The organism is Enterobacter cloacae complex sp. ECL352 (genome assembly GCF_020149545.1).
Classification (GTDB): domain Bacteria; phylum Pseudomonadota; class Gammaproteobacteria; order Enterobacterales; family Enterobacteriaceae; genus Enterobacter; species Enterobacter asburiae_B.
Window position 1 is genome coordinate 1056407 of the sequence record NZ_CP083709.1, and the last position, 18265, is coordinate 1074671.

General features: G+C 57.1%; 16 protein-coding genes. 7 read left to right on the forward strand and 9 right to left on the reverse strand.

The window, feature by feature from the left end; translation table 11 throughout:
* Nucleotides 1-44: 44 nt before the first annotated feature.
* A complete protein-coding gene (aegA, locus tag LBF07_RS05105; RefSeq protein WP_094934574.1) occupies nt 45-2021 on the reverse strand; it encodes a formate-dependent uric acid utilization protein AegA in 1977 nt (658 codons plus the stop codon).
* A gap of 152 nt (nt 2022-2173) precedes the next feature.
* Here aegA and narQ point away from each other — a divergent pair, with 152 nt between their 5' ends.
* Both narQ and acrD read left to right on the forward strand, forming a co-directional pair.
* Nucleotides 2174-3868 carry a nitrate/nitrite two-component system sensor histidine kinase NarQ gene (gene narQ / locus LBF07_RS05110; RefSeq protein WP_094934575.1) on the forward strand — a complete coding sequence of 565 codons (1695 nt, stop codon included), beginning with the start codon at nt 2174-2176 and terminating at the stop codon, nt 3866-3868.
* A 142-nt stretch (nt 3869-4010) separates the two neighbouring features.
* Nucleotides 4011-7124, forward strand: a complete 3114-nt coding sequence (gene acrD / locus LBF07_RS05115) for a multidrug efflux RND transporter permease AcrD (RefSeq protein WP_087823082.1) — start codon at nt 4011-4013, stop codon at nt 7122-7124.
* Between the two features lie 109 nt (nt 7125-7233).
* Here the strand turns inward: acrD and ypfM are convergent, their stop codons facing one another.
* Nucleotides 7234-7293 carry a protein YpfM gene (gene ypfM, locus LBF07_RS05120; RefSeq protein WP_015572204.1) on the reverse strand — a complete coding sequence of 20 codons (60 nt, stop codon included), beginning with the start codon at nt 7291-7293 and terminating at the stop codon, nt 7234-7236.
* A gap of 387 nt (nt 7294-7680) precedes the next feature.
* Here ypfM and LBF07_RS05125 point away from each other — a divergent pair, with 387 nt between their 5' ends.
* Genes LBF07_RS05125 through LBF07_RS05135 form a run of 3 tightly spaced genes read left to right on the forward strand, consistent with a single transcriptional unit; the run spans nt 7681 to nt 9391 of the window.
* The gene (locus LBF07_RS05125; RefSeq protein ID WP_023332980.1) at nt 7681-8031 is read left to right on the forward strand and encodes an ArsC family reductase; all 351 of its coding nucleotides are present in this window, start codon (nt 7681-7683) and stop codon (nt 8029-8031) included.
* Nucleotides 8032-8041: 10 nt separating this feature from the next.
* Nucleotides 8042-9169 (forward strand): succinyl-diaminopimelate desuccinylase, encoded by a 1128-nt coding sequence (gene dapE, locus LBF07_RS05130; RefSeq protein WP_094934576.1) that lies wholly within the window; start codon nt 8042-8044, stop codon nt 9167-9169.
* A 24-nt stretch (nt 9170-9193) separates the two neighbouring features.
* Nucleotides 9194-9391, forward strand: a complete 198-nt coding sequence (locus LBF07_RS05135; RefSeq protein ID WP_014171111.1) for a YpfN family protein — start codon at nt 9194-9196, stop codon at nt 9389-9391.
* A gap of 37 nt (nt 9392-9428) precedes the next feature.
* Here the strand turns inward: LBF07_RS05135 and ypfH are convergent, their stop codons facing one another.
* The 6 genes from ypfH to dapA form a co-directional block, all read right to left on the reverse strand.
* Entirely contained in the window at nt 9429-10124 is a 696-nt protein-coding gene (gene ypfH, locus LBF07_RS05140) for an esterase (protein ID WP_039263710.1), read from the reverse strand.
* A 73-nt stretch (nt 10125-10197) separates the two neighbouring features.
* Nucleotides 10198-12144, reverse strand: coding sequence for a tRNA(Met) cytidine acetyltransferase TmcA (locus tag LBF07_RS05145; RefSeq protein ID WP_094934577.1), 1947 nt, complete (start codon nt 12142-12144; stop codon nt 10198-10200).
* The gene (locus LBF07_RS05150) at nt 12144-13013 is read right to left on the reverse strand and encodes a neutral zinc metallopeptidase (RefSeq protein WP_033146168.1); all 870 of its coding nucleotides are present in this window, start codon (nt 13011-13013) and stop codon (nt 12144-12146) included. The genes LBF07_RS05145 and LBF07_RS05150 overlap by 1 nt, the downstream gene beginning before the upstream one ends.
* Before the next feature lie 120 nt (nt 13014-13133).
* Complete coding sequence (gene purC, locus LBF07_RS05155) at nt 13134-13847, reverse strand: phosphoribosylaminoimidazolesuccinocarboxamide synthase (RefSeq protein ID WP_032659350.1); 714 nt, start codon at nt 13845-13847, stop codon at nt 13134-13136.
* Nucleotides 13848-13956: 109 nt separating this feature from the next.
* Complete coding sequence (gene bamC / locus LBF07_RS05160) at nt 13957-14991, reverse strand: outer membrane protein assembly factor BamC (protein WP_206461928.1); 1035 nt, start codon at nt 14989-14991, stop codon at nt 13957-13959.
* Nucleotides 14992-15007: 16 nt separating this feature from the next.
* Nucleotides 15008-15886, reverse strand: coding sequence for a 4-hydroxy-tetrahydrodipicolinate synthase (gene dapA, locus LBF07_RS05165; RefSeq protein ID WP_033146170.1), 879 nt, complete (start codon nt 15884-15886; stop codon nt 15008-15010).
* A 145-nt stretch (nt 15887-16031) separates the two neighbouring features.
* Between dapA and LBF07_RS05170 the strand changes: the two genes are divergently transcribed.
* Both LBF07_RS05170 and bcp read left to right on the forward strand, forming a co-directional pair.
* Nucleotides 16032-16601, forward strand: a complete 570-nt coding sequence (locus LBF07_RS05170; RefSeq protein ID WP_045888584.1) for a glycine cleavage system transcriptional repressor — start codon at nt 16032-16034, stop codon at nt 16599-16601.
* Nucleotides 16601-17071 (forward strand): thioredoxin-dependent thiol peroxidase, encoded by a 471-nt coding sequence (bcp, locus tag LBF07_RS05175; protein WP_094934579.1) that lies wholly within the window; start codon nt 16601-16603, stop codon nt 17069-17071. The genes LBF07_RS05170 and bcp overlap by 1 nt, the downstream gene beginning before the upstream one ends.
* Nucleotides 17072-17166: 95 nt before the next feature.
* Here the strand turns inward: bcp and LBF07_RS05180 are convergent, their stop codons facing one another.
* The gene (locus tag LBF07_RS05180) at nt 17167-18231 is read right to left on the reverse strand and encodes an AI-2E family transporter (protein WP_023308760.1); all 1065 of its coding nucleotides are present in this window, start codon (nt 18229-18231) and stop codon (nt 17167-17169) included.
* Nucleotides 18232-18265: the final 34 nt, after the last annotated feature.

Here is an 18265-nt window from a genome sequence, read left to right on the forward strand (position 1 = left end):
TCGTCTTATACTACGCCGTGAATCCCGCTTTGTCGCCCGCCGGTTTAATGATGATTTGGCGCGTTAACCCCAAGCCAGTCGAGTATCCCCTGCGCCGCATGACGCCCTTCCGCCATTGCGGTCACCACCAGATCCGCGCCGCGTACCGCATCGCCCCCGGCGAAGATTTGTGGGTTAGTCGTCTGGTAACGGTAGCGGCTCTCGACGGAGGCAACGATCCGCCCCCGGTCGTCCGTTTCGACACCCTGCGCCTGCAGCCACGGCATCGCGTGCGGGTTAAAACCAAACGCCATGATGACCGCATCAGCCGCCATCACGAACTCGCTGCCCGCCATGGGAACCGGTCGACGCCGTCCCTGCGCGTCCGGTTCACCGAGCTCGGTACGCAGCATCCGGATACCGTTGATCTTACCGTTCGGATCCAGCGTCAGCTCAACCGGCTGGACGTTAAATTCAAACGCCGCACCCTCTTCTCGGGCGTTCTTCACCTCTTTCTTCGAGCCAGGCATATTGGCCTCATCCCGACGATAGGCGCAGGTCACCTTTGCCGCGCCGTGGCGTAACGCGGTGCGGACGCAGTCCATCGCGGTATCGCCCCCGCCAAGCACCACCACGTTTAAGCCATGGGTGTCGATAAACGGTTCGCTGGCCGTCGACTCCAGCCCCATAACGTGCCGCGTGTTACCTACAAGGAAAGGCAGCGCGTCATAGACCCCTGGCGCGTCTTCATGCGGGATACCCGCCTTCATCGAGCGATAGGTTCCCACGCCAATAAACAGGGCGTCGTACTCGTTCTTTAACTGCGACATCGACACGTCCTGGCCCACCTCGCAGTTCAGCTCGAAGCGGATCCCCATCGCGGTAAATATCTCTCTGCGCCGCGCGAGCAGCGATTTGTCCAGCTTGAATGCCGGGATGCCAAAGGTCAGCAATCCGCCAATTTCCGGATGCCGGTCATAGACCGTCACACTCGCGCCGCTGCGCGCCAGCACGTCGGCGCACGCCAGCCCGGCGGGCCCCGCGCCGACGATCGCGACACGTTTACCTGTCGGCGTGACGGCGGACATATCTGGCCGCCAGCCCATCGCCAGCGCCCGATCGGAGATATAGCGCTCAATGTTACCGATGGTCACGGATCCCGCCTCTTCACGTATTGTGCAGGCACCCTCGCATAATCGGTCCTGCGGACAGACGCGGCCGGTAATTTCAGGTAAACAGTTGGTCTGATGTGAAAGCTCGACCGCGTCGGCGATATCCCCCGCGTTGAGGCGCTCGATCCACTGCGGGATGTGGTTATGCAGCGGGCAGGTCCATTCGCAAATGCTGTGCTCTCCGCATTTCAGGCAGCGCGACGCCTCGCGGGCGGCCTGCTCGTCCCGGAACGGCAGGTAAATTTCGTTAAAATGGCTCACGCGTTCTGCGGCAGCCAGCTTGTCGGGCTCGCCGCGTGGCGGGGTTGTTTGCATCTGATGCAGTTTGGTGCGCGAAGCGTCTTCTCTGACGGCTTCCGCGTGCCAGGGCTGCGCCTCCAGGCAGGCCGTGCGCTGGCGGCGCGATTTCGCCAGAGTATCAAGGACAGCAGGCGTCGCCAGTGAGAGGACATCTGCCGGGCAATTTTCGATACAGGCCGGGCCGTGTAGCCGCGTCAGACAGAGATCGCATTTATTCGCCGAGGCCTTCACGCCGCCGCTGTCGAGCGGGGTGACGATAATCTCCATCGTGCCAAACGGGCAGGCCACCACGCAGGCCTTACAGCCGATGCATTTTTGTTGATTCACCTGTACGCTGTCATCGCATTTGCTGATGGCGCCGTTCGGGCAACTTTGCGCGCAGGGCGCATTTTCACAGTGATGGCAGGTGACGGGGCTACTCTTCTCGCCGGACCTCAGGACCGTAATGCGGGGATGAAAATGGCGCTCGCTCAGGACGTGCTGCTCATCGTTGTGCGCCATCACGCAGGCCACTTCGCAGGCGCGACACCCGATGCACTGCTGGCTGTTAGCCATAATAAAACGATTCATAACCACACCTGTTTTTGGTTCAATAACCTTATTCTTTGTATGAATATGGTATTTACGCATCACGGCGCGATCGGGCAATGTTCAAATGCCCGGAATGCCGAATTATTTACAGTGAACCTGTAGCAGATCAATTTTATTCAGAGAGCCGTTCTGTGACCGTCAAACGACCCGTTTCCGGAAGCCTTGCCTGGGCTTTCTTTTCGATAATTGCCTTATCCGTGCTGACCAGCACCGTCGCGCTGCTGACGCTAGCCAGCAGCCAGCGTGACGCCGAAGCCATTAATATCGCGGGTTCACTGCGCATGCAGAGCTATCGTCTGGGCTACGAGATGCAGCGCAACAGCCCTTCCCTTGCCGCGCATCGCGACAGCTGGCAACGGACGCTGAGCGCGCCTGCCCTGCAGAAGCTGAACCGCTGGTACGTCCCGGACAATGTTAAAGCGCGCTACCAGCAGCTGCACGTGGCCTGGCTGGAGATGGATGCGCGCATCGCCCGCGGCGACAGCGCGTGGTATCAAACCCACATTGAGGATTTTGTCGGCCGTATTGATGCCTTTGTGCTCGTCCTCCAGCACTACACCGAACATAAAATTCAGACGGTGACCCTGCTCTCGCTGGCGGGCGCTCTCGGGATCCTGCTGCTGACGCTATTTACCCTGCGAGGCATCCGTCGCCAGGTGGTGTTGCCGCTTAACAATCTGGTGGCGGCCAGCGAACGGGTTGAGCGAGGGGAATTTGCAACCCCGGCGCCCGATACCGCCCTGCCGAACGAGCTGGGCCAACTCTCCCGCGCCTTCAACCACATGTCCGCCGAGCTGGCTACGCTCTACCGTTCGCTCGAAGCCTCGGTCGCGGAAAAGACTCGGCATTTGCATGAAGCCCACCAGCAGCTCGACATGCTGTTCAAATGCTCTCAGGCGCTGAATACCGGCCAGATAGACAGCCACTGCTTTCGGCATATCCTGCAGATTGTCCATGACTATACGCAAATGAATTATCTCGAACTGCGCACCAGCGACGACTGGCGGCTGTCTGAAGGGACGGAGTCACATGGCATTCCTTTGCAGCACCTGCCGGTACTGATGCAGGACACCCTTTATGGCGAGCTGCGCTGGCAAAGCGAGACGGACAGCGTTCCCCTTCCGCTGATGAGAAGCGTGGCGACCATGCTCGGGCGCGGGCTGTACTTTAACCAGGCGCAAAAACATTACCAGCAGCTGCTGCTGATGGAAGAGCGCGCCACCATTGCACGCGAGCTGCACGATTCGCTGGCGCAGGTGCTGTCGTATCTGCGCATTCAGCTTGCGCTGCTCAAACGCGCCGTGCCCGAGGAAAATATCCCGGCGCAGACCATCATCACCGACTTTTCCCGCGAGCTGAACAATGCCTGGCAGCAGCTTCGCGAGCTGCTTACCACCTTCCGCCTGACGCTCAACCACGCGAACTTACCCGCGGCGCTGCAGGAGTCCCTCGACGTCCTGCAGAGCCAGACGCAGGCGAAGCTGCATCTCGACTGCCGCCTCTCCTCGCTGGCGCTGGACGCGCAAAAGCAGGTGCATTTGCTGCAGATCGTGCGTGAGGCCGTGCTGAACGCCATTAAGCACGCGCAGGCCAGCGAGATCACCGTCAGCTGCGTGACCGCCGTGGACGGTACGCACAGCGTCAGCATACGCGATAACGGCATCGGGATTGGCGAAGCCAGCGAGCCGCCGGGACACTACGGCCTGAACATTATGCGCGAACGCGCGCAACGGCTCGGCGGGATGCTGCACTTCTCGCAGCCGCAAAACGGCGGCACGCTGGTCAGCGTGACGTTCCCGGCGCCCACGCCGTTAACGGGTAAATAACGGTAAAGAGGGAAGCGCAGGGAAAAGCGCATGATAATTTACATTATCTCCTTTATTTCTCCACGTTTGACCTGGGCCTTACCGCTAAAGTTATGCGGGCAATAAACAATAATGACGTGCAGCAAAACGAGGTCACTCTTTCATGGCGAATTTTTTCATCGATCGCCCCATTTTTGCCTGGGTGCTTGCCATCCTGTTGTGTCTGACAGGTGTCCTGGCGATTACTTCACTGCCTGTTGAGCAATACCCCGATCTGGCACCGCCTAACGTGCGCGTAACAGCAAACTACCCCGGCGCTTCCGCACAAACGCTGGAAAACACCGTGACGCAGGTTATCGAGCAGAACATGACGGGTCTGGATAACCTGATGTACATGTCCTCGCAAAGTAGCGCCACGGGCCAGGCGACGGTTACCCTGAGCTTTAAGGCGGGCACCGACCCGGACGAAGCGGTGCAGCAGGTGCAAAACCAGTTGCAGTCGGCCATGCGCAAGCTGCCCCAGGCGGTGCAGAATCAGGGCGTGACCGTGCGTAAAACCGGTGATACCAACATTTTAACCATCGCGTTTGTCTCGACAGATGGCTCGATGGATAAACAGGACATTGCCGACTACGTCGCCAGTAATATTCAGGATCCCATCAGCCGTATCAACGGCGTCGGGGATATCGACGCCTACGGCTCACAGTACTCTATGCGCATCTGGCTCGACCCCAACAAGCTGAACAGCGTCCAGATGACGGCAACCGACGTGACGAATGCCATCAAGGCCCAGAACGCCCAGATTGCGGTGGGGCAGCTGGGGGGAACGCCGTCCGTCGATAAGCAGGCCCTGAACGCCACCATCAATTCGCAATCCCTGCTGCAGACGCCGGACCAGTTCCGCAACATCACCCTGCGCGTGAATCAGGATGGGTCGGAAGTGCGTCTGGGCGATGTCGCCACTGTGGAAATGGGGGCGGAAAAATATGACTACCTGAGCCGCTTTAACGGCAATCAGGCCTCCGGTCTGGGGATAAAGCTTGCGTCCGGCGCAAACGAAATGGCCACGGCAAAACTGGTGTTAGACCGTCTGGACGAACTTTCACAGTATTTCCCGCACGGGCTGGAGTACAAAGTCGCCTATGAAACCACCTCCTTCGTTAAAGCGTCGATCGAGGACGTGGTGAAGACCCTGCTGGAAGCCATCGCGCTGGTATTCCTGGTGATGTACCTGTTCCTGCAAAACTTCCGCGCGACGCTGATCCCAACCATTGCCGTCCCCGTGGTGCTGCTGGGGACCTTTGCGGTGCTTTACGCGTTCGGGTACAGCATTAACACCCTGACGATGTTTGCGATGGTGCTGGCGATTGGCCTTCTGGTGGATGATGCCATCGTGGTGGTTGAAAACGTCGAGCGCATCATGAGCGAAGAAGGACTCTCGCCGCGCCAGGCGACGCGCAAATCCATGGGGCAAATTCAGGGGGCGCTGGTCGGTATCGCGATGGTGCTGTCGGCCGTCTTTATCCCGATGGCCTTCTTTGGCGGCACCACCGGGGCGATTTACCGTCAGTTCTCGATAACCATTGTCTCGGCGATGGTGCTCTCCGTGCTGGTGGCGCTGATCCTCACCCCTGCGCTGTGCGCCACCATTCTGAAACCGCTGCACAAAGGAGAGCAGCACGGGCAAAAAGGGTTTTTCGGCTGGTTTAACCGGATGTTCAACCGCAATGCCGCGCGGTATGAATCTGCCGTCGGTGGCGTGCTCCATCGCAGCCTGCGCTGGATGATGATTTACGTTGTGCTGCTGGGCGGCATGGTCTGGCTGTTTATGCATCTCCCCACCTCGTTCCTGCCGATGGAAGACCGGGGCATGTTCACCACCTCGGTGCAGCTCCCGAGCGGCGCAACGCAGCAGCAGACGCTGAAAGTGGTCCAGAAAGTGGAGCAGTACTTCTTCACCAAAGAGAAAGATAACGTTGTGTCGGTTTTCTCCACCGTGGGCTCTGGCCCGGGCGGAAACGGGCAGAACGTCGCCCGCATGTTCGTCCGCCTGAAGGACTGGGACGAGCGCGATACCAAAACCGGAACGTCATTTGCCATTATTGAACGCGCAACCAAAGCCTTTGCGCATATTAAAGAGGCGCGCGTCTTCGCCAGCAGCCCGCCGGCGATAAGCGGTCTGGGCAGTTCCGCCGGGTTTGATATGGAGCTGCAGGATCACGCCGGCGCGGGCCACACGGCGCTGATGGCGGCACGCGATAAGCTGTTAGCGCTGGCGGGCAACGATCCTGGCCTGACCCGCGTTCGCCATAACGGTCTTGACGACAGCCCGCAGCTCCAGGTGGATATCGATCAGCGTAAGGCGCAGGCGCTAGGCGTGTCGATCAACGATATCAACGACACCCTGCAAACGGCGTGGGGCTCGAGCTATGTGAATGACTTTATGGATCGCGGCCGCGTGAAAAAAGTGTATGTCCAGTCCGCCGCGCCGTTCCGCATGCTGCCGGATGATATAAACCGCTGGTTTGTCCGGAATAACGCTGGCGGCATGGTGCCGTTCTCCGCGTTTGCCACCTCGCACTGGGAGAGCGGTTCGCCGCGTCTGGAGCGCTATAACGGCTACTCTGCGGTTGAAATCGTCGGGGAAGCTGCGCCGGGCGTCAGTACCGGTACCGCTATGGATACCATGGAAAAACTGGTCCAGCAGCTGCCCGCCGGTTTTGGTCTGGAGTGGACGGCCATGTCCTACCAGGAGCGTCTCTCCGGGGCACAGGCTCCCGCACTTTACGCGCTCTCTCTGCTGGTGGTCTTCCTCTGCCTAGCCGCACTGTATGAAAGCTGGTCGGTACCGTTCTCGGTCATGCTGGTCGTGCCGCTTGGGGTTATCGGTGCGCTGCTGGCGACCTGGATGCGCGGCCTCGAGAACGATGTTTACTTCCAGGTGGGTCTGCTCACCGTGATTGGGCTATCGGCGAAAAACGCCATTCTGATCGTTGAATTTGCCAACGAGATGAATGCCAAAGGCCACGAGCTGATGGCCGCCACGCTGCACGCCTGCCGTCAGCGCTTACGCCCGATCCTGATGACGTCGCTGGCGTTTGTCTTTGGCGTACTGCCGATGGCAACCAGTACGGGTGCAGGCTCCAGCAGCCAGCATGCCGTCGGGACGGGAGTGATGGGCGGCATGATTTCGGCAACCATCCTGGCCATTTACTTCGTGCCGTTGTTCTTTGTGCTGGTGCGTCGTCGCTTCCCGCTAAAGGAACGGGCTGAGTAAGTGATTGAAATAAAAAAAGGCGGTTTTATCGGCCGCCTTTTTATTGTGTGATTAATTCACACTATGGTTATTTTACTTATTTTAGTGCTCTTGCAATTCTTACTGAATGTCATTTACGAAGCATGCCTTCGATAAAATCTTTCCAGTTCCCCAGTTCACGTTCAATCATAACAACCTCTCTTATTATTATGCGCATTCTACAAAAACGGACCATCATTGTGAAGACTATTTAACCAATTGCTGTGATTGTACCCCACGTCCTGCGGGGATTTATGATAAATATGAACGGAGAGGCCTCAATTTTTTGTGACGGCTAGCAATATTTTGAAATAACCCTCCGAACGGGTGAGTTTTATTTTACCCGCTGAGTTTATTCGAAATTTAAACTTTATGGACATCTATGCTTAAAGGGTGAAAGAATATTCAGCGTACAGATGTGAGTTGAATTAAGAAGAAGCGTAAATCCAGACGATTCATGAATGTGTTATATTCCACTTAAGGATATATCTTCGAATTTACTGAACATTTAATCATCATTAGGTCAAAAGGATTCACCATGGTTGTGATGTACGGCATTAAAAATTGCGACACCATCAAAAAAGCCCGCCGCTGGCTGGAAGCAAACGGCGTGGAGTACCGTTTCCACGATTACCGAGCCGATGGGCTTGATGCAGAATTTCTGCATAGCGCGATCGGCGAGCTGGGGTGGGAAGCCCTGCTGAACACCCGCGGCACCACCTGGCGTAAGCTGGACGAATCTCTGCGCGCCAGCATCAACAACGCCGACAGCGCGGCAAAACTGATGCTCGAGATGCCGGCAATTATCAAACGCCCATTGCTCTGCGCGCCAGGGCAGCCTATGCTGCTGGGTTTCAGTGAAACCCTTTATTCCGACTTTTTTCGTTGAGGTGTAGTTTATGTCATGCCCGGTCATTGAGCTGACTCAGCAGCTTATTCGCCGTCCTTCCCTTAGCCCGGACGACGCAGGTTGTCAGGCACTTATGATTGAGCGCCTGCGTGCCATCGGTTTTACCGTTGAACGCATGGATTTTGGCGATACCCAGAACTTCTGGGCGTGGCGCGGACAGGGCGAAACGCTGGCCTTTGCCGGGCATACTGACGTCGTTCCCGCCGGTGACGCGAATCGCTGGATCAACCCGCCGTTTGAACCGACCATCCGCGACGGCATGCTGTTTGGTCGCGGCGCGGCAGACATGAAAGGCTCCCTGGCGGCGATGGTCGTGGCGGCAGAGCGCTTTGTGGCTCAGCATCCAAACCACAAAAACCGTCTGGCGTTTTTAATCACCTCCGACGAAGAAGCCAGCGCCCATAACGGCACCGTGAAGGTTGTTGAAGCGCTGATGGCGCGTAACGAGCGTCTCGACTACTGCCTGGTCGGTGAGCCGTCCAGTACCGAAGTGGTGGGTGATGTTGTCAAAAATGGGCGCCGCGGCTCGCTGACCTGTAACCTGACCATTCACGGCGTTCAGGGGCACGTTGCATACCCGCATCTGGCCGATAACCCGGTCCATCGCGCTGCGCCGATGCTGAGCGAGCTGGTGGGCATCGAGTGGGATAAAGGCAACGAATTCTTCCCGCCAACCAGCATGCAGATCGCGAACGTCAAGGCCGGGACCGGCAGCAACAACGTGATCCCGGGCGATTACTTCGTCCAGTTCAACTTCCGCTTCAGCACCGAACTGACCGATGAGATGATCAAGGCGCGCGTCGTCGCGCTGCTGGAAAAATATCACCTGCGCTACACCGTGGAGTGGTGGCTTTCCGGCCAGCCGTTCCTGACGCAGCGCGGTAAGCTGGTGGATGCGGTGGTGAACGCCATCGAGCACTATAATGAAATTAAGCCACAGCTGCTGACAACGGGTGGCACCTCAGACGGGCGCTTTATCGCCCGTATGGGTGCCCAGGTTGTCGAACTGGGTCCAGTGAACGCAACCATTCATAAAATCAATGAGTGTGTCAATGCGGCAGATTTGCAACTGCTGGCCCGTATGTATCAACGTATTATGGAGCAACTCGTCGCCTGACGAACGCTCTGAGAGGAATAGCGAATGGATTGGCTTTCAAAGTACTGGTGGATTCTGGTGTTAGTTTTTCTGGTCGGCGTACTGCTGAACGTGATTAAAGATCTTAAGCGCGTTGACCATAAAAAATTTCTCGCCAACAAACCGGATCTTCCCCCGCACCGTGATTTTAACGACAAGTGGGACGATGACGACGACTGGCCGAAGAAGGACCAGAAGAAATAATCGTTAAGTTCCCCTCTCCCCGGGAGAGGGGGAAACCTCACATAAACTCTACAATATCATCGTTATCCGGCTTGCCGCCGCTGAGCGCTTCATCAAAGTAGTGCTTCGGTACGGTATAGCGCAAACGATCGAGCGCGAACTGCATGCTACGGTCGTCAATCGCGTGGCCCAGCTCGTCAACGATATCCAGCGTCACGTCCCCACCTTCGCGAATCAGCGCTTCCTGAGCGGCAACCGCATGCGATAGCTCAATCACCCGGTCTTCACCACCGTGGATCAGGTGGATCGTGGTCTGCGTGGTCGCGCTTGTCGGTAACGTCGCAAAACGGCCGTTAAACGCGATGACGCGTGACGCCAGACCCGGCTGCGCTTTTACGCTTTCCAGCGACATGATTGACCCCTGCGAGAAGCCAATCAGCGCGGTCGCGTCAGCACCTACGCCGCTCTGCTGCTGCCAGTAGCGGACGATGTCGATAAAGGTCGGCATGATGGCGTCGATGCGAGCCTGACGATTCTCTTCCGTCACGCCCTGAACAGAGAACCACTGGCGCCCGTTCGGACCACATGGCTCTACGCCACCGATGCTGACAATTAATGCCTCCGGAAAAACGGGCGCAAACCAGCTGCCAATCTGACCCATATTGACGGCATTATCGCCAACGCCATGAAACAGAAGCAGTAACTGTTTAGCCGGTTTGTCAGGGCTTTGAACAACAAAATGGTCGTGTTTCATGGTGGTCTCCTTAATAGATGACCTGGATTCTACGCCTCCGGACGTGAATGACCATGCCACTTTACTGAAGAAGTCATTGAAAAAATTGCCATTGCAAAATATCTTCTTTCAGCTGCTGGCAGCGCGGATAGTCAATACTTTCAATCGCTTGCGCGGTTTCATTCCGCAACGTTGCCAGCAAGGCTTTTCGCCCGACGTCTTCCGTTTTTCCGTCCATTTTCCCGCGCAGGGCCGGAAGCGGCATGTCCACGGTTAACAACAGCCGCGTCAGTGCGGCAACCGAGGTTGAAAACGCCCGATGCGCAAAAGCAAACCCCGCCAGCTCCAGCCAGTCGTCATTATTAAGGGTAGCTTCCCAGCCGTCTTCCACGGGGATCTTTTCACCGTTCCAGGCCGATAACACCCGCGCATCGCGCTTCAGACGCTGCTGCGCCTGCTCGCACAGCTGACGCCCGGCCTCGCTCTGGGGCAGCAACGCCATGGCGGTGTAGCAGCCGCTGCTGGCTTCACGATGGCTGCCCATCCGCACCAGCACAAACCCACATTGCTGCCAGAAATGCCACAGCCCATCGGTATAGCCAAAGCTCACCGACAGATAATCTTCGCCGCTGGCGCCGCGAACAAGCGCCTGGCCAATCCCTTCCCGCTGACGGTGAGGATGTACGGCAATGCGGGTGACCCGTCGTCCTCTGAGCGTCGCCGCCAGCGGAGAGCCGCCGTGCGCCGCAAGAGACTGCGCCACCAGGTTACCGCGCGGACGCCGATATCCTGCCCATACGGCGCGGCTAAGCTCAGGGGAGAGCCCGCCCTCCTCCACCAGCCAGAGCGCCCCGGCGATATCCGGGTCCGTTTCGGCAACGGCAAACTGCTGCCCGGGCGCGTCCATCATGCGGCGTAAATCGAGCGGCGAGGTACGATAATGCGCCGCGCAGAGGAGCTCGTATACGCTCGCTGCAAGCGCCGGGCGGCTTTCCCATGCCGTCGGCGTCAGGGACGTTAAACGCACCTCCCCTTCCGGGCGTCGGTCAATCAGCGTATCGTCAAACAGCAGCGCGCTGGCAACAACCCGCTCAAGCGGGCAGCCCGCCGCCCAGCGTACCGGTGTAGATAAGCTGTAGCGCTGCAGCCCGGTAAACCGACCGCAGAATTTAAGCAAGAATCCCCGACCCGTCCCTTCATATCCCTGCACCGTGGTGGTCAACAGCACGCGAGGGAAACGGGCAACTAGCTTTTCCAGCAGAGGTCCGGGGATCGCAGCGGCTTCATCGACAATCAGCCAGTCAGCCTGGTATGAAGAGGCAAGCAGCGCGTCCGGGGCCATAAAATGAAAACGCTCTCCGGCAAAGCGGGCGATGATATCCGTCGCCCCCTTCGACGGTGCGGTAACCACGGCGCTGCCGGCAATGCGGTTCAGCAGCATTCCCGCCAGGGCTGATTTTCCTCGCCCGCGCGCGGCGGTGACGGCCACGATGCCCTCCGGCATCCCCAGCAGCACATCCAGGATCTCAGCCTGCTCGCGCTGCGGTGCGCCGCTGGCAGGCTGCCAGTCTGGCGCTTCGGGTAAAGGCGGAAGGGATAACCCGCAGCCCTGAAGCCAGACAATAGCGTCGGGATCGGCGGCAATCGTCCGGCAGAAATGGTGGACAAAATGCGGCGTGGCTATCGCTTCGGCGCTGTCGCTCCAGCGCAGTGAATCGCTGTCTGGCAACCCGGGCCACGCATCAAGCGGCGGAACCCGCAGCACCAGAAGGCTTCCGGCGCTCAGCGTTCCGCTCAGGGCGGCAAATGCGGCGACATCAAACCCGGCGCTGGCGTCAAAAACGGCATGCCGGAACTCGCGTCCCAGCAGGCCGCTGATGGCTTTTGAAGGATGTTCGTCAAGCCTTACCCAGTCTCCGGGCAAGGCGTCACGCAGGGTCAGCGCCTGGGTTAACGTCCACTGCGCCTCACCGCTGAGCACCACCAGCCGACGATGGCCTGTGCGCTCAAGCTCGCTTATCAGCTGTTCAAACTGCAACATTACATCGCTTTGCCGAAGGTATTACACTGCGCCGGATCGCCGCTGTCGAAGCCGCGTTTGAACCAGCTATAGCGCTGCTGTGAAGTACCGTGAGTGAAGCTGTCCGGCACGACGCGCCCCTGGCTTTGCTGCTGAAGACGGTCGTCACCGATAGCCTGAGCGGCATTTAACGCCTCTTCAAGATCGCCGGATTCCAGCACGCCCTGCTGCTGCATGCTGTGGCCCCAGACGCCCGCGAAGCAGTCCGCCTGCAGCTCCATTTTAACGGAAAGGCGGTTCACGTCAGCCTGAGACGCATTTTGCTGAAGCTGGCGCACTTTTGGCTCAATCCCCAGCAGCTTTTGCACGTGATGGCCGACTTCATGCGCAATCACGTAGCCCTGGGCAAAATCACCGTCAGCGCCAAGCTTGCGTTTCATGTCATCGTAAAAAGAGAGATCGATATAGACGGTGCCGTCTGCCGGGCAGTAGAACGGCCCCATCACAGATTGCCCGGTACCGCATCCGGTGCGGGTTGCCCCCCGGTACATCACCAGCTTCGGCTGCTGGTAGGTACGCCCCATCTTCTCAAACAGCTGACCCCAGGTGTCTTCTGTTGTGGCGAGAATAACGGAGGTAAATTTGGCCGCTTCATCTTCATTCGGGCTGATGGAGCGCTGAGAATGCTCCTGCTGCTGCAGCGGCTGACCGGTCATCAACCCGGTGAGGTCAACGCCGTAGTAGCCCGCGACTAAAACCACAATCAGCAGGATGATACCGCCCTTGCCGCTGGGTAACCGGAAGCCTGGCCCACCCATTGAAGGACCGCCGCCGCCATCACTGCGTCTGTCTTCTACATTGTCACTTTCACGACGCCCTTGCCAGCGCATAACCACCTCGAACTATTCCATTTATAATAGCTATGATCGTAGGCGGTTAACGGCAAGATTACCATAGGAAACAAAGGTAAGACGCCAAAGGATGGGAACATCCTTTGGCAAGTGAGGGAGTTAGTCGAGCTTAACGCCTAAACGGTGAGCAACCGCTTCGTACGCTTCAATCAGGCCACCCAGGCTCTGACGGAAACGGTCTTTGTCCATTTTATCCAGAGTTTCTTTATCCCACAGGCGGCTACCGTCTGGTGAGAACTCATCGCCCAGCACCACTTCGCCTTTGAACAGACCAAACTCCAGCTTGAAGTCGACGAGGATCAGGCCCGCGTCATCAAACAGTTTTTTCAGCACGTCGTTGGCTTTGTAGGTCAGCTCTTTCATGCGCGCCAGGTTCTCCTGGTTCACCCAGCCGAAGGTTTCGCAGTAGGATTCGTTGACCATCGGGTCGTGCATCGCATCGTTTTTCAGGAACAGGTCGAACAGCGGTGGATTCAGTTCGATACCTTCTTCAATGCCCAGACGCTTCACCAGGGAGCCCGCCGCACGGTTACGAATAACGCACTCAACCGGAACCATATCCAGTTTCTTCACCAGACATTCCGTATCGGACAGCAACGCTTCCATCTGGGTCGGGATGCCCGCTTCGGCCAGTTTGGTCATAATGAAGTGGTTGAACTTGTTGTTCACCATGCCTTTACGATCGAACTGCTCAATGCGTGCGCCATCCCCTGCTGACGTATCATTGCGGAACTCGAGCACCAACAGATCCGGGTTTTCCGTGCTGTATACGGTCTTCGCTTTGCCACGATACAACTCAGCTTGCTTCTGCATCTTCATTACTCCTGGTGTGATGATTTGTGTTCAAAACTGGGGATATTATGCCACGCACACGTTTGCGTAGCACTAAAATAAAAAGGGCTGGATTCACCAGCCCTCGTATTTATTTGCTGAATGCTGCCTGGAAGACAGCGACCAGCGCATCGTTCTGCGACTGGGTCAGCGTATGACCTTTTGGATCGATAAACTGCAGACTGCTGCGGTTATCAAGGTCGCCTACCTGAATCTTGTAGTCACCGGAGGCAAGCTGAGGATCTTTCGCGCCCAGTTCCTGCCATGCGCTGTCGGAGAGCAGCTTATACGTTGCCGTCATGCTGCCGGTTGAACGCGTGCTGTCGGTCACTTTCATGCCCACTTTTTCCAGCGTCGCTGGCAGACGCTGCCAGGTCTGGTTAAACGGTGCACGCACCACCAGCATTGGCAGGCCGGTATCATCCGCACCGCTTTGCACATCGAAGGTCGCGCCGTTGCGGCTCTGCGCGGCGTTGGCGGCATCGGTAGCGGTCTTATCCAGACCCGCGGCAATCACGTTCAGCATTTCGGTACTGTAACGCTGCAGGGACGCGGCATCCGCAACCGGTTTACCCGCCTGCTCCAGGTTCAACAGCTTAACGTTAACCGCCTGCTGGTAACCCTGTGGTTTAACGGAGACTTGATAACGACCGCGGTACTGCTGGTCTTCATCCAGGCGGTTCCATTCGATCCAGTCGGTGGTTAACGTCTGGCTGGCGTCATCGCGTTTATCGATGGTGTAGTTCTTCGACTGAATGACGCTGACAACCTGCGGCCACAGCGTGCTACCGCGCGCGCTCTCAACCATCAGAGACGCCGTATCACCGGTGAACTGGGTACGCGCCCCGCTCACCAGCGCCAGAGGCTGTGCTGGCGGACGAATATCAAGCGCTTTACCGACCAGGCCGCTGCCGTTGGTCACGGGAATATTATAATCGCCGTTCTGAATCGGCAGGATCATACCAGCCGGTGCGTGAAGTTCAGCAAGCGGGGTCGCATCCAGATAGGATTCATCACCGCTCACCTGGCGCTTGTAGCGCGAATCTGAACTACAGGCAGCGAGCAGCATAACAAGCGAAACACTCGCAACCTTCGCCAGGCGCGACTTCTGTACTGAATAAGCCATCAAATCTCCCTAAACTCTACAGCAAACCGGCATGCTTCAGCGCCGCCCTGACGATGTCACGACCGTGGTCGGTAATCGGTGTCATTGGCAGACGCAGCGTATCGGTTGCTACAAGCCCCAACTCCTTACATGCCCATTTCACTGGGATCGGATTGGGTTCGACAAATAATTTATTGTGCAGCGGCATCAGACGCTGATTAATGACGCGCGCTTCATCAAAGTGACCGGCTGCGGCCAGTTTGCACATTTCAGCCATATCGCGCGCCGCAACGTTTGACGTTACGGAGATCACGCCATGACCACCGAGCTGCATAAAGTCCAGCGCGGTCGCATCATCACCACTCAACAGGATAAAGTCGTCTGAAACCAGCTCTTTGATCTGATGAACGCGGCTTAAGTTCCCTGTCGCCTCTTTAATACCGATAATATTTTTTACTTCCGAGAGACGACCAACGGTTTCCGGCAGCATATCGCAACCGGTACGGGACGGCACATTATACAGAATTTGTGGCAAGTCAGTATGTTCAGCGATGGCTTTGAAGTGCTGGAACAAACCTTCCTGAGTAGGACGGTTGTAATAAGGGGTCACCGTCAGACAGCCCACGATGCCGCTGTCGTTAAAACGTTTGGTCAGGCTGATAGCTTCTGCGGTTGCATTAGCCCCTGTCCCCGCGATGACCGGAATACGTCCGTCCGCCAGTTCCAGGGTCAGCATCACCACATCGCCGTGCTCGTCGTGGCTCAGCGTTGCGGATTCACCGGTAGTCCCTACCGAAACGATCGCCGAGGTTCCGTTGGCGACATGGTAATCAATGAGCTTCTTCATGCTTGACCGGCAGACATTACCTTTTTCATCCATCGGTGTAACAAGCGCGACAATACTTCCCGTGAACATGAGCCATCCTCTGTGCGAACAAGAGCCTCAATGTTACGTTTGGAACTGTAATAAAAGCAAGCGAACTGAGGCTCGCAGGCGGTTGTATGCATGTTTTTTTTATGCTTTCCTTAGGAAGACTTAACCATGCAAAGGAAGAACAGGTTTGACAACCTCATCACAACATTACCTGGTTATCACTGCGCTGGGTGCCGACAGGCCGGGTATCGTGAACACCATCACCCGTCACGTAAGCAGCTGCGGCTGTAATATCGAAGACAGCCGTCTGGCGATGCTTGGCGAAGAGTTCACATTTATTATGTTGCTTTCCGGGACATGGAACGCCATTACGTTGATTGAATCGACCCTGCCGCTGAAGGGGGCCGAACTGGATTTGCTGATTGTCATGAAGCGCACCACCGCGCGTCCGCGTCCGGCACTGCCTTCTACCGTCTGGGTGCAGGTTGAAGTGCCTGATTCACCGCATCTGATTGAGCGTTTCACCGCGCTTTTTGACAATCATCAGATGAATATTGCCGAACTGGTTTCCCGTACGCAGACAAGCGATGACCAGGGTCTTCCGGTGCTGTTTATTCAAATTACCGCGCACAGCCCTGCCTCACAGGATGCGTCAAATATCGAGCAAGCGTTCAAAGCCCTCTGTACAGAATTAAACGCGCAGGGCAGTATAAGCGTCGTCAATTATTCGCAGCACGAACAGGATGGAGTTGAGTAATGAACCCACTGAAAGCCGGTGACATCGCACCGAAATTTAGCTTACCGGATCAAGACGGCGAGCAAGTAAATTTGACCGACTTCCAGGGACAGCGTGTTCTGGTCTATTTCTACCCGAAAGCCATGACCCCCGGCTGCACCGTACAGGCCTGCGGCTTACGCGACAACATGGACGAGTTGAAAAAAGTCGGTGTGGAAGTGCTGGGTATCAGCACGGATAAACCAGAAAAGCTGTCACGATTTGCTGAAAAAGAGCTGCTGAACTTCACGCTGCTTTCTGATGAAGACCATCAGGTATGCGAGCAGTTCGGCGTCTGGGGCGAGAAGACGTTTATGGGTAAAACCTACGACGGTATTCACCGCATCAGCTTCCTGATTGACGCTGACGGTAAAGTTGAACATGTGTTTGACGACTTCAAAACCAGCAACCACCACGACGTGGTGTTGAACTGGCTGAAAGAGAACGCCTGATAAACAGCAAAACGGCAACCCAGGTTGCCGTTTTTAGTGTTTTCCCCCTCTCCCATAGGAGAGGGTCGGAGTGAGAGCCCCGGGCCGCACAAAAACTATTTCTCTTCCACCGCCGGCACATCCGGCCACGCGTGGACCACGGCTTTAATTAGCGTCGCCAGAGGAATCGCAAAGAACACGCCCCAGAATCCCCACAGCCCGCCGAAAATCACCACGGATAAGATAATCACCAGCGGATGCAGGTTCACTGCTTCGGAGAACAGCACCGGCACCAGCAGGTTACCGTCCAGGCCCTGAATAATCAGGTACACCGCAAAGCAGCTCCAGAACTCCGTCCCCAGCCCAAACTGGAACAGCGCGACGCCAACAACCGGAATGGTCACCACAAACGCGCCGATGTACGGAATCAGGACCGACAGCCCCACCAGCACCGCCAGCAGCAGCGAGTAGTTCAGGCCGAAAATCAGGAAGCCAATCCAGGTGGCGACCCCCACGACAATCATCTCCAGCACCTTGCCGCGAATGTAGTTGGTGATCTGCTGGTTCATCTCTTCCCAGACCTGCCCTGCCAGCCCGCGGTTGCGCGGCAGAATACGGCGCACGGCGTTGAGCATCTGATCTTTATCTTTCACCAGGAAGAAAACCATCAGCGGCACGAGCACAAGGTAAACCGCCAGCGTCAGCAGCCCGACCAGCGAGGCCAGAGAGTACTTCACTACCGAATCGCCCATCGTCATGATGCGGGCGCGCATATTTTCGGCCATCGCGTCAATAATCCCGGCATCCATCAGGGCCGGGTAACGGCGCGGCAGCGTGGCGGCAAAATCAGACAGCTTGTTCAACATGCCGGGCATGTCGCGGATCAGGTTAATTCCCTGCTGCCAGGCGACCGGCATTACCACAAAGGCCATTAGCAGCAGGATGCCGACAAACAGCACCAGCACGATGCTGGTCGCCCAGCGGCGGGAACAGCCGATGTGCTCCAGGCGCACCGTTGGCCACTCCAGCAGGTACGCCAGCACAATCGCCACCAGCAGGGGAGCGAGCAGGCCGCTGAAGAAGAACAGAATACCGAACCCGGCAACCAGAATAACCAACAAAGCAATGGCTTCCGGGTCGCTGAACCGACGCCGGTACCACTGCATTAACATTTCGAGCATACAACCCTTCCCTGAATCGAATGGCGGGAGTGAG

Bases quoted from the DNA above. Each gene is read 5' to 3' on its own strand.
- bcp (WP_094934579.1), top strand. From the start codon at position 16,601: ATGAACCCACTGAAAGCCGGTGACATCGCACCGAAATTTAGCTTACCG.
- LBF07_RS05150 (WP_033146168.1), bottom strand. From the start codon at position 13,013: ATGCGCTGGCAAGGGCGTCGTGAAAGTGACAATGTAGAAGACAGACGC.
- LBF07_RS05125 (WP_023332980.1), top strand. From the start codon at position 7,681: ATGGTTGTGATGTACGGCATTAAAAATTGCGACACCATCAAAAAAGCC.
- LBF07_RS05135 (WP_014171111.1), top strand. From the start codon at position 9,194: ATGGATTGGCTTTCAAAGTACTGGTGGATTCTGGTGTTAGTTTTTCTG.
- dapA (WP_033146170.1), bottom strand. From the start codon at position 15,886: ATGTTCACGGGAAGTATTGTCGCGCTTGTTACACCGATGGATGAAAAA.
- LBF07_RS05145 (WP_094934577.1), bottom strand. From the start codon at position 12,144: ATGTTGCAGTTTGAACAGCTGATAAGCGAGCTTGAGCGCACAGGCCAT.
- ypfH (WP_039263710.1), bottom strand. From the start codon at position 10,124: ATGAAACACGACCATTTTGTTGTTCAAAGCCCTGACAAACCGGCTAAA.
- purC (WP_032659350.1), bottom strand. From the start codon at position 13,847: ATGCAGAAGCAAGCTGAGTTGTATCGTGGCAAAGCGAAGACCGTATAC.
- aegA (WP_094934574.1), bottom strand. From the start codon at position 2,021: ATGAATCGTTTTATTATGGCTAACAGCCAGCAGTGCATCGGGTGTCGC.
- LBF07_RS05180 (WP_023308760.1), bottom strand. From the start codon at position 18,231: ATGCTCGAAATGTTAATGCAGTGGTACCGGCGTCGGTTCAGCGACCCG.
- dapE (WP_094934576.1), top strand. From the start codon at position 8,042: ATGTCATGCCCGGTCATTGAGCTGACTCAGCAGCTTATTCGCCGTCCT.
- acrD (WP_087823082.1), top strand. From the start codon at position 4,011: ATGGCGAATTTTTTCATCGATCGCCCCATTTTTGCCTGGGTGCTTGCC.
- bamC (WP_206461928.1), bottom strand. From the start codon at position 14,991: ATGGCTTATTCAGTACAGAAGTCGCGCCTGGCGAAGGTTGCGAGTGTT.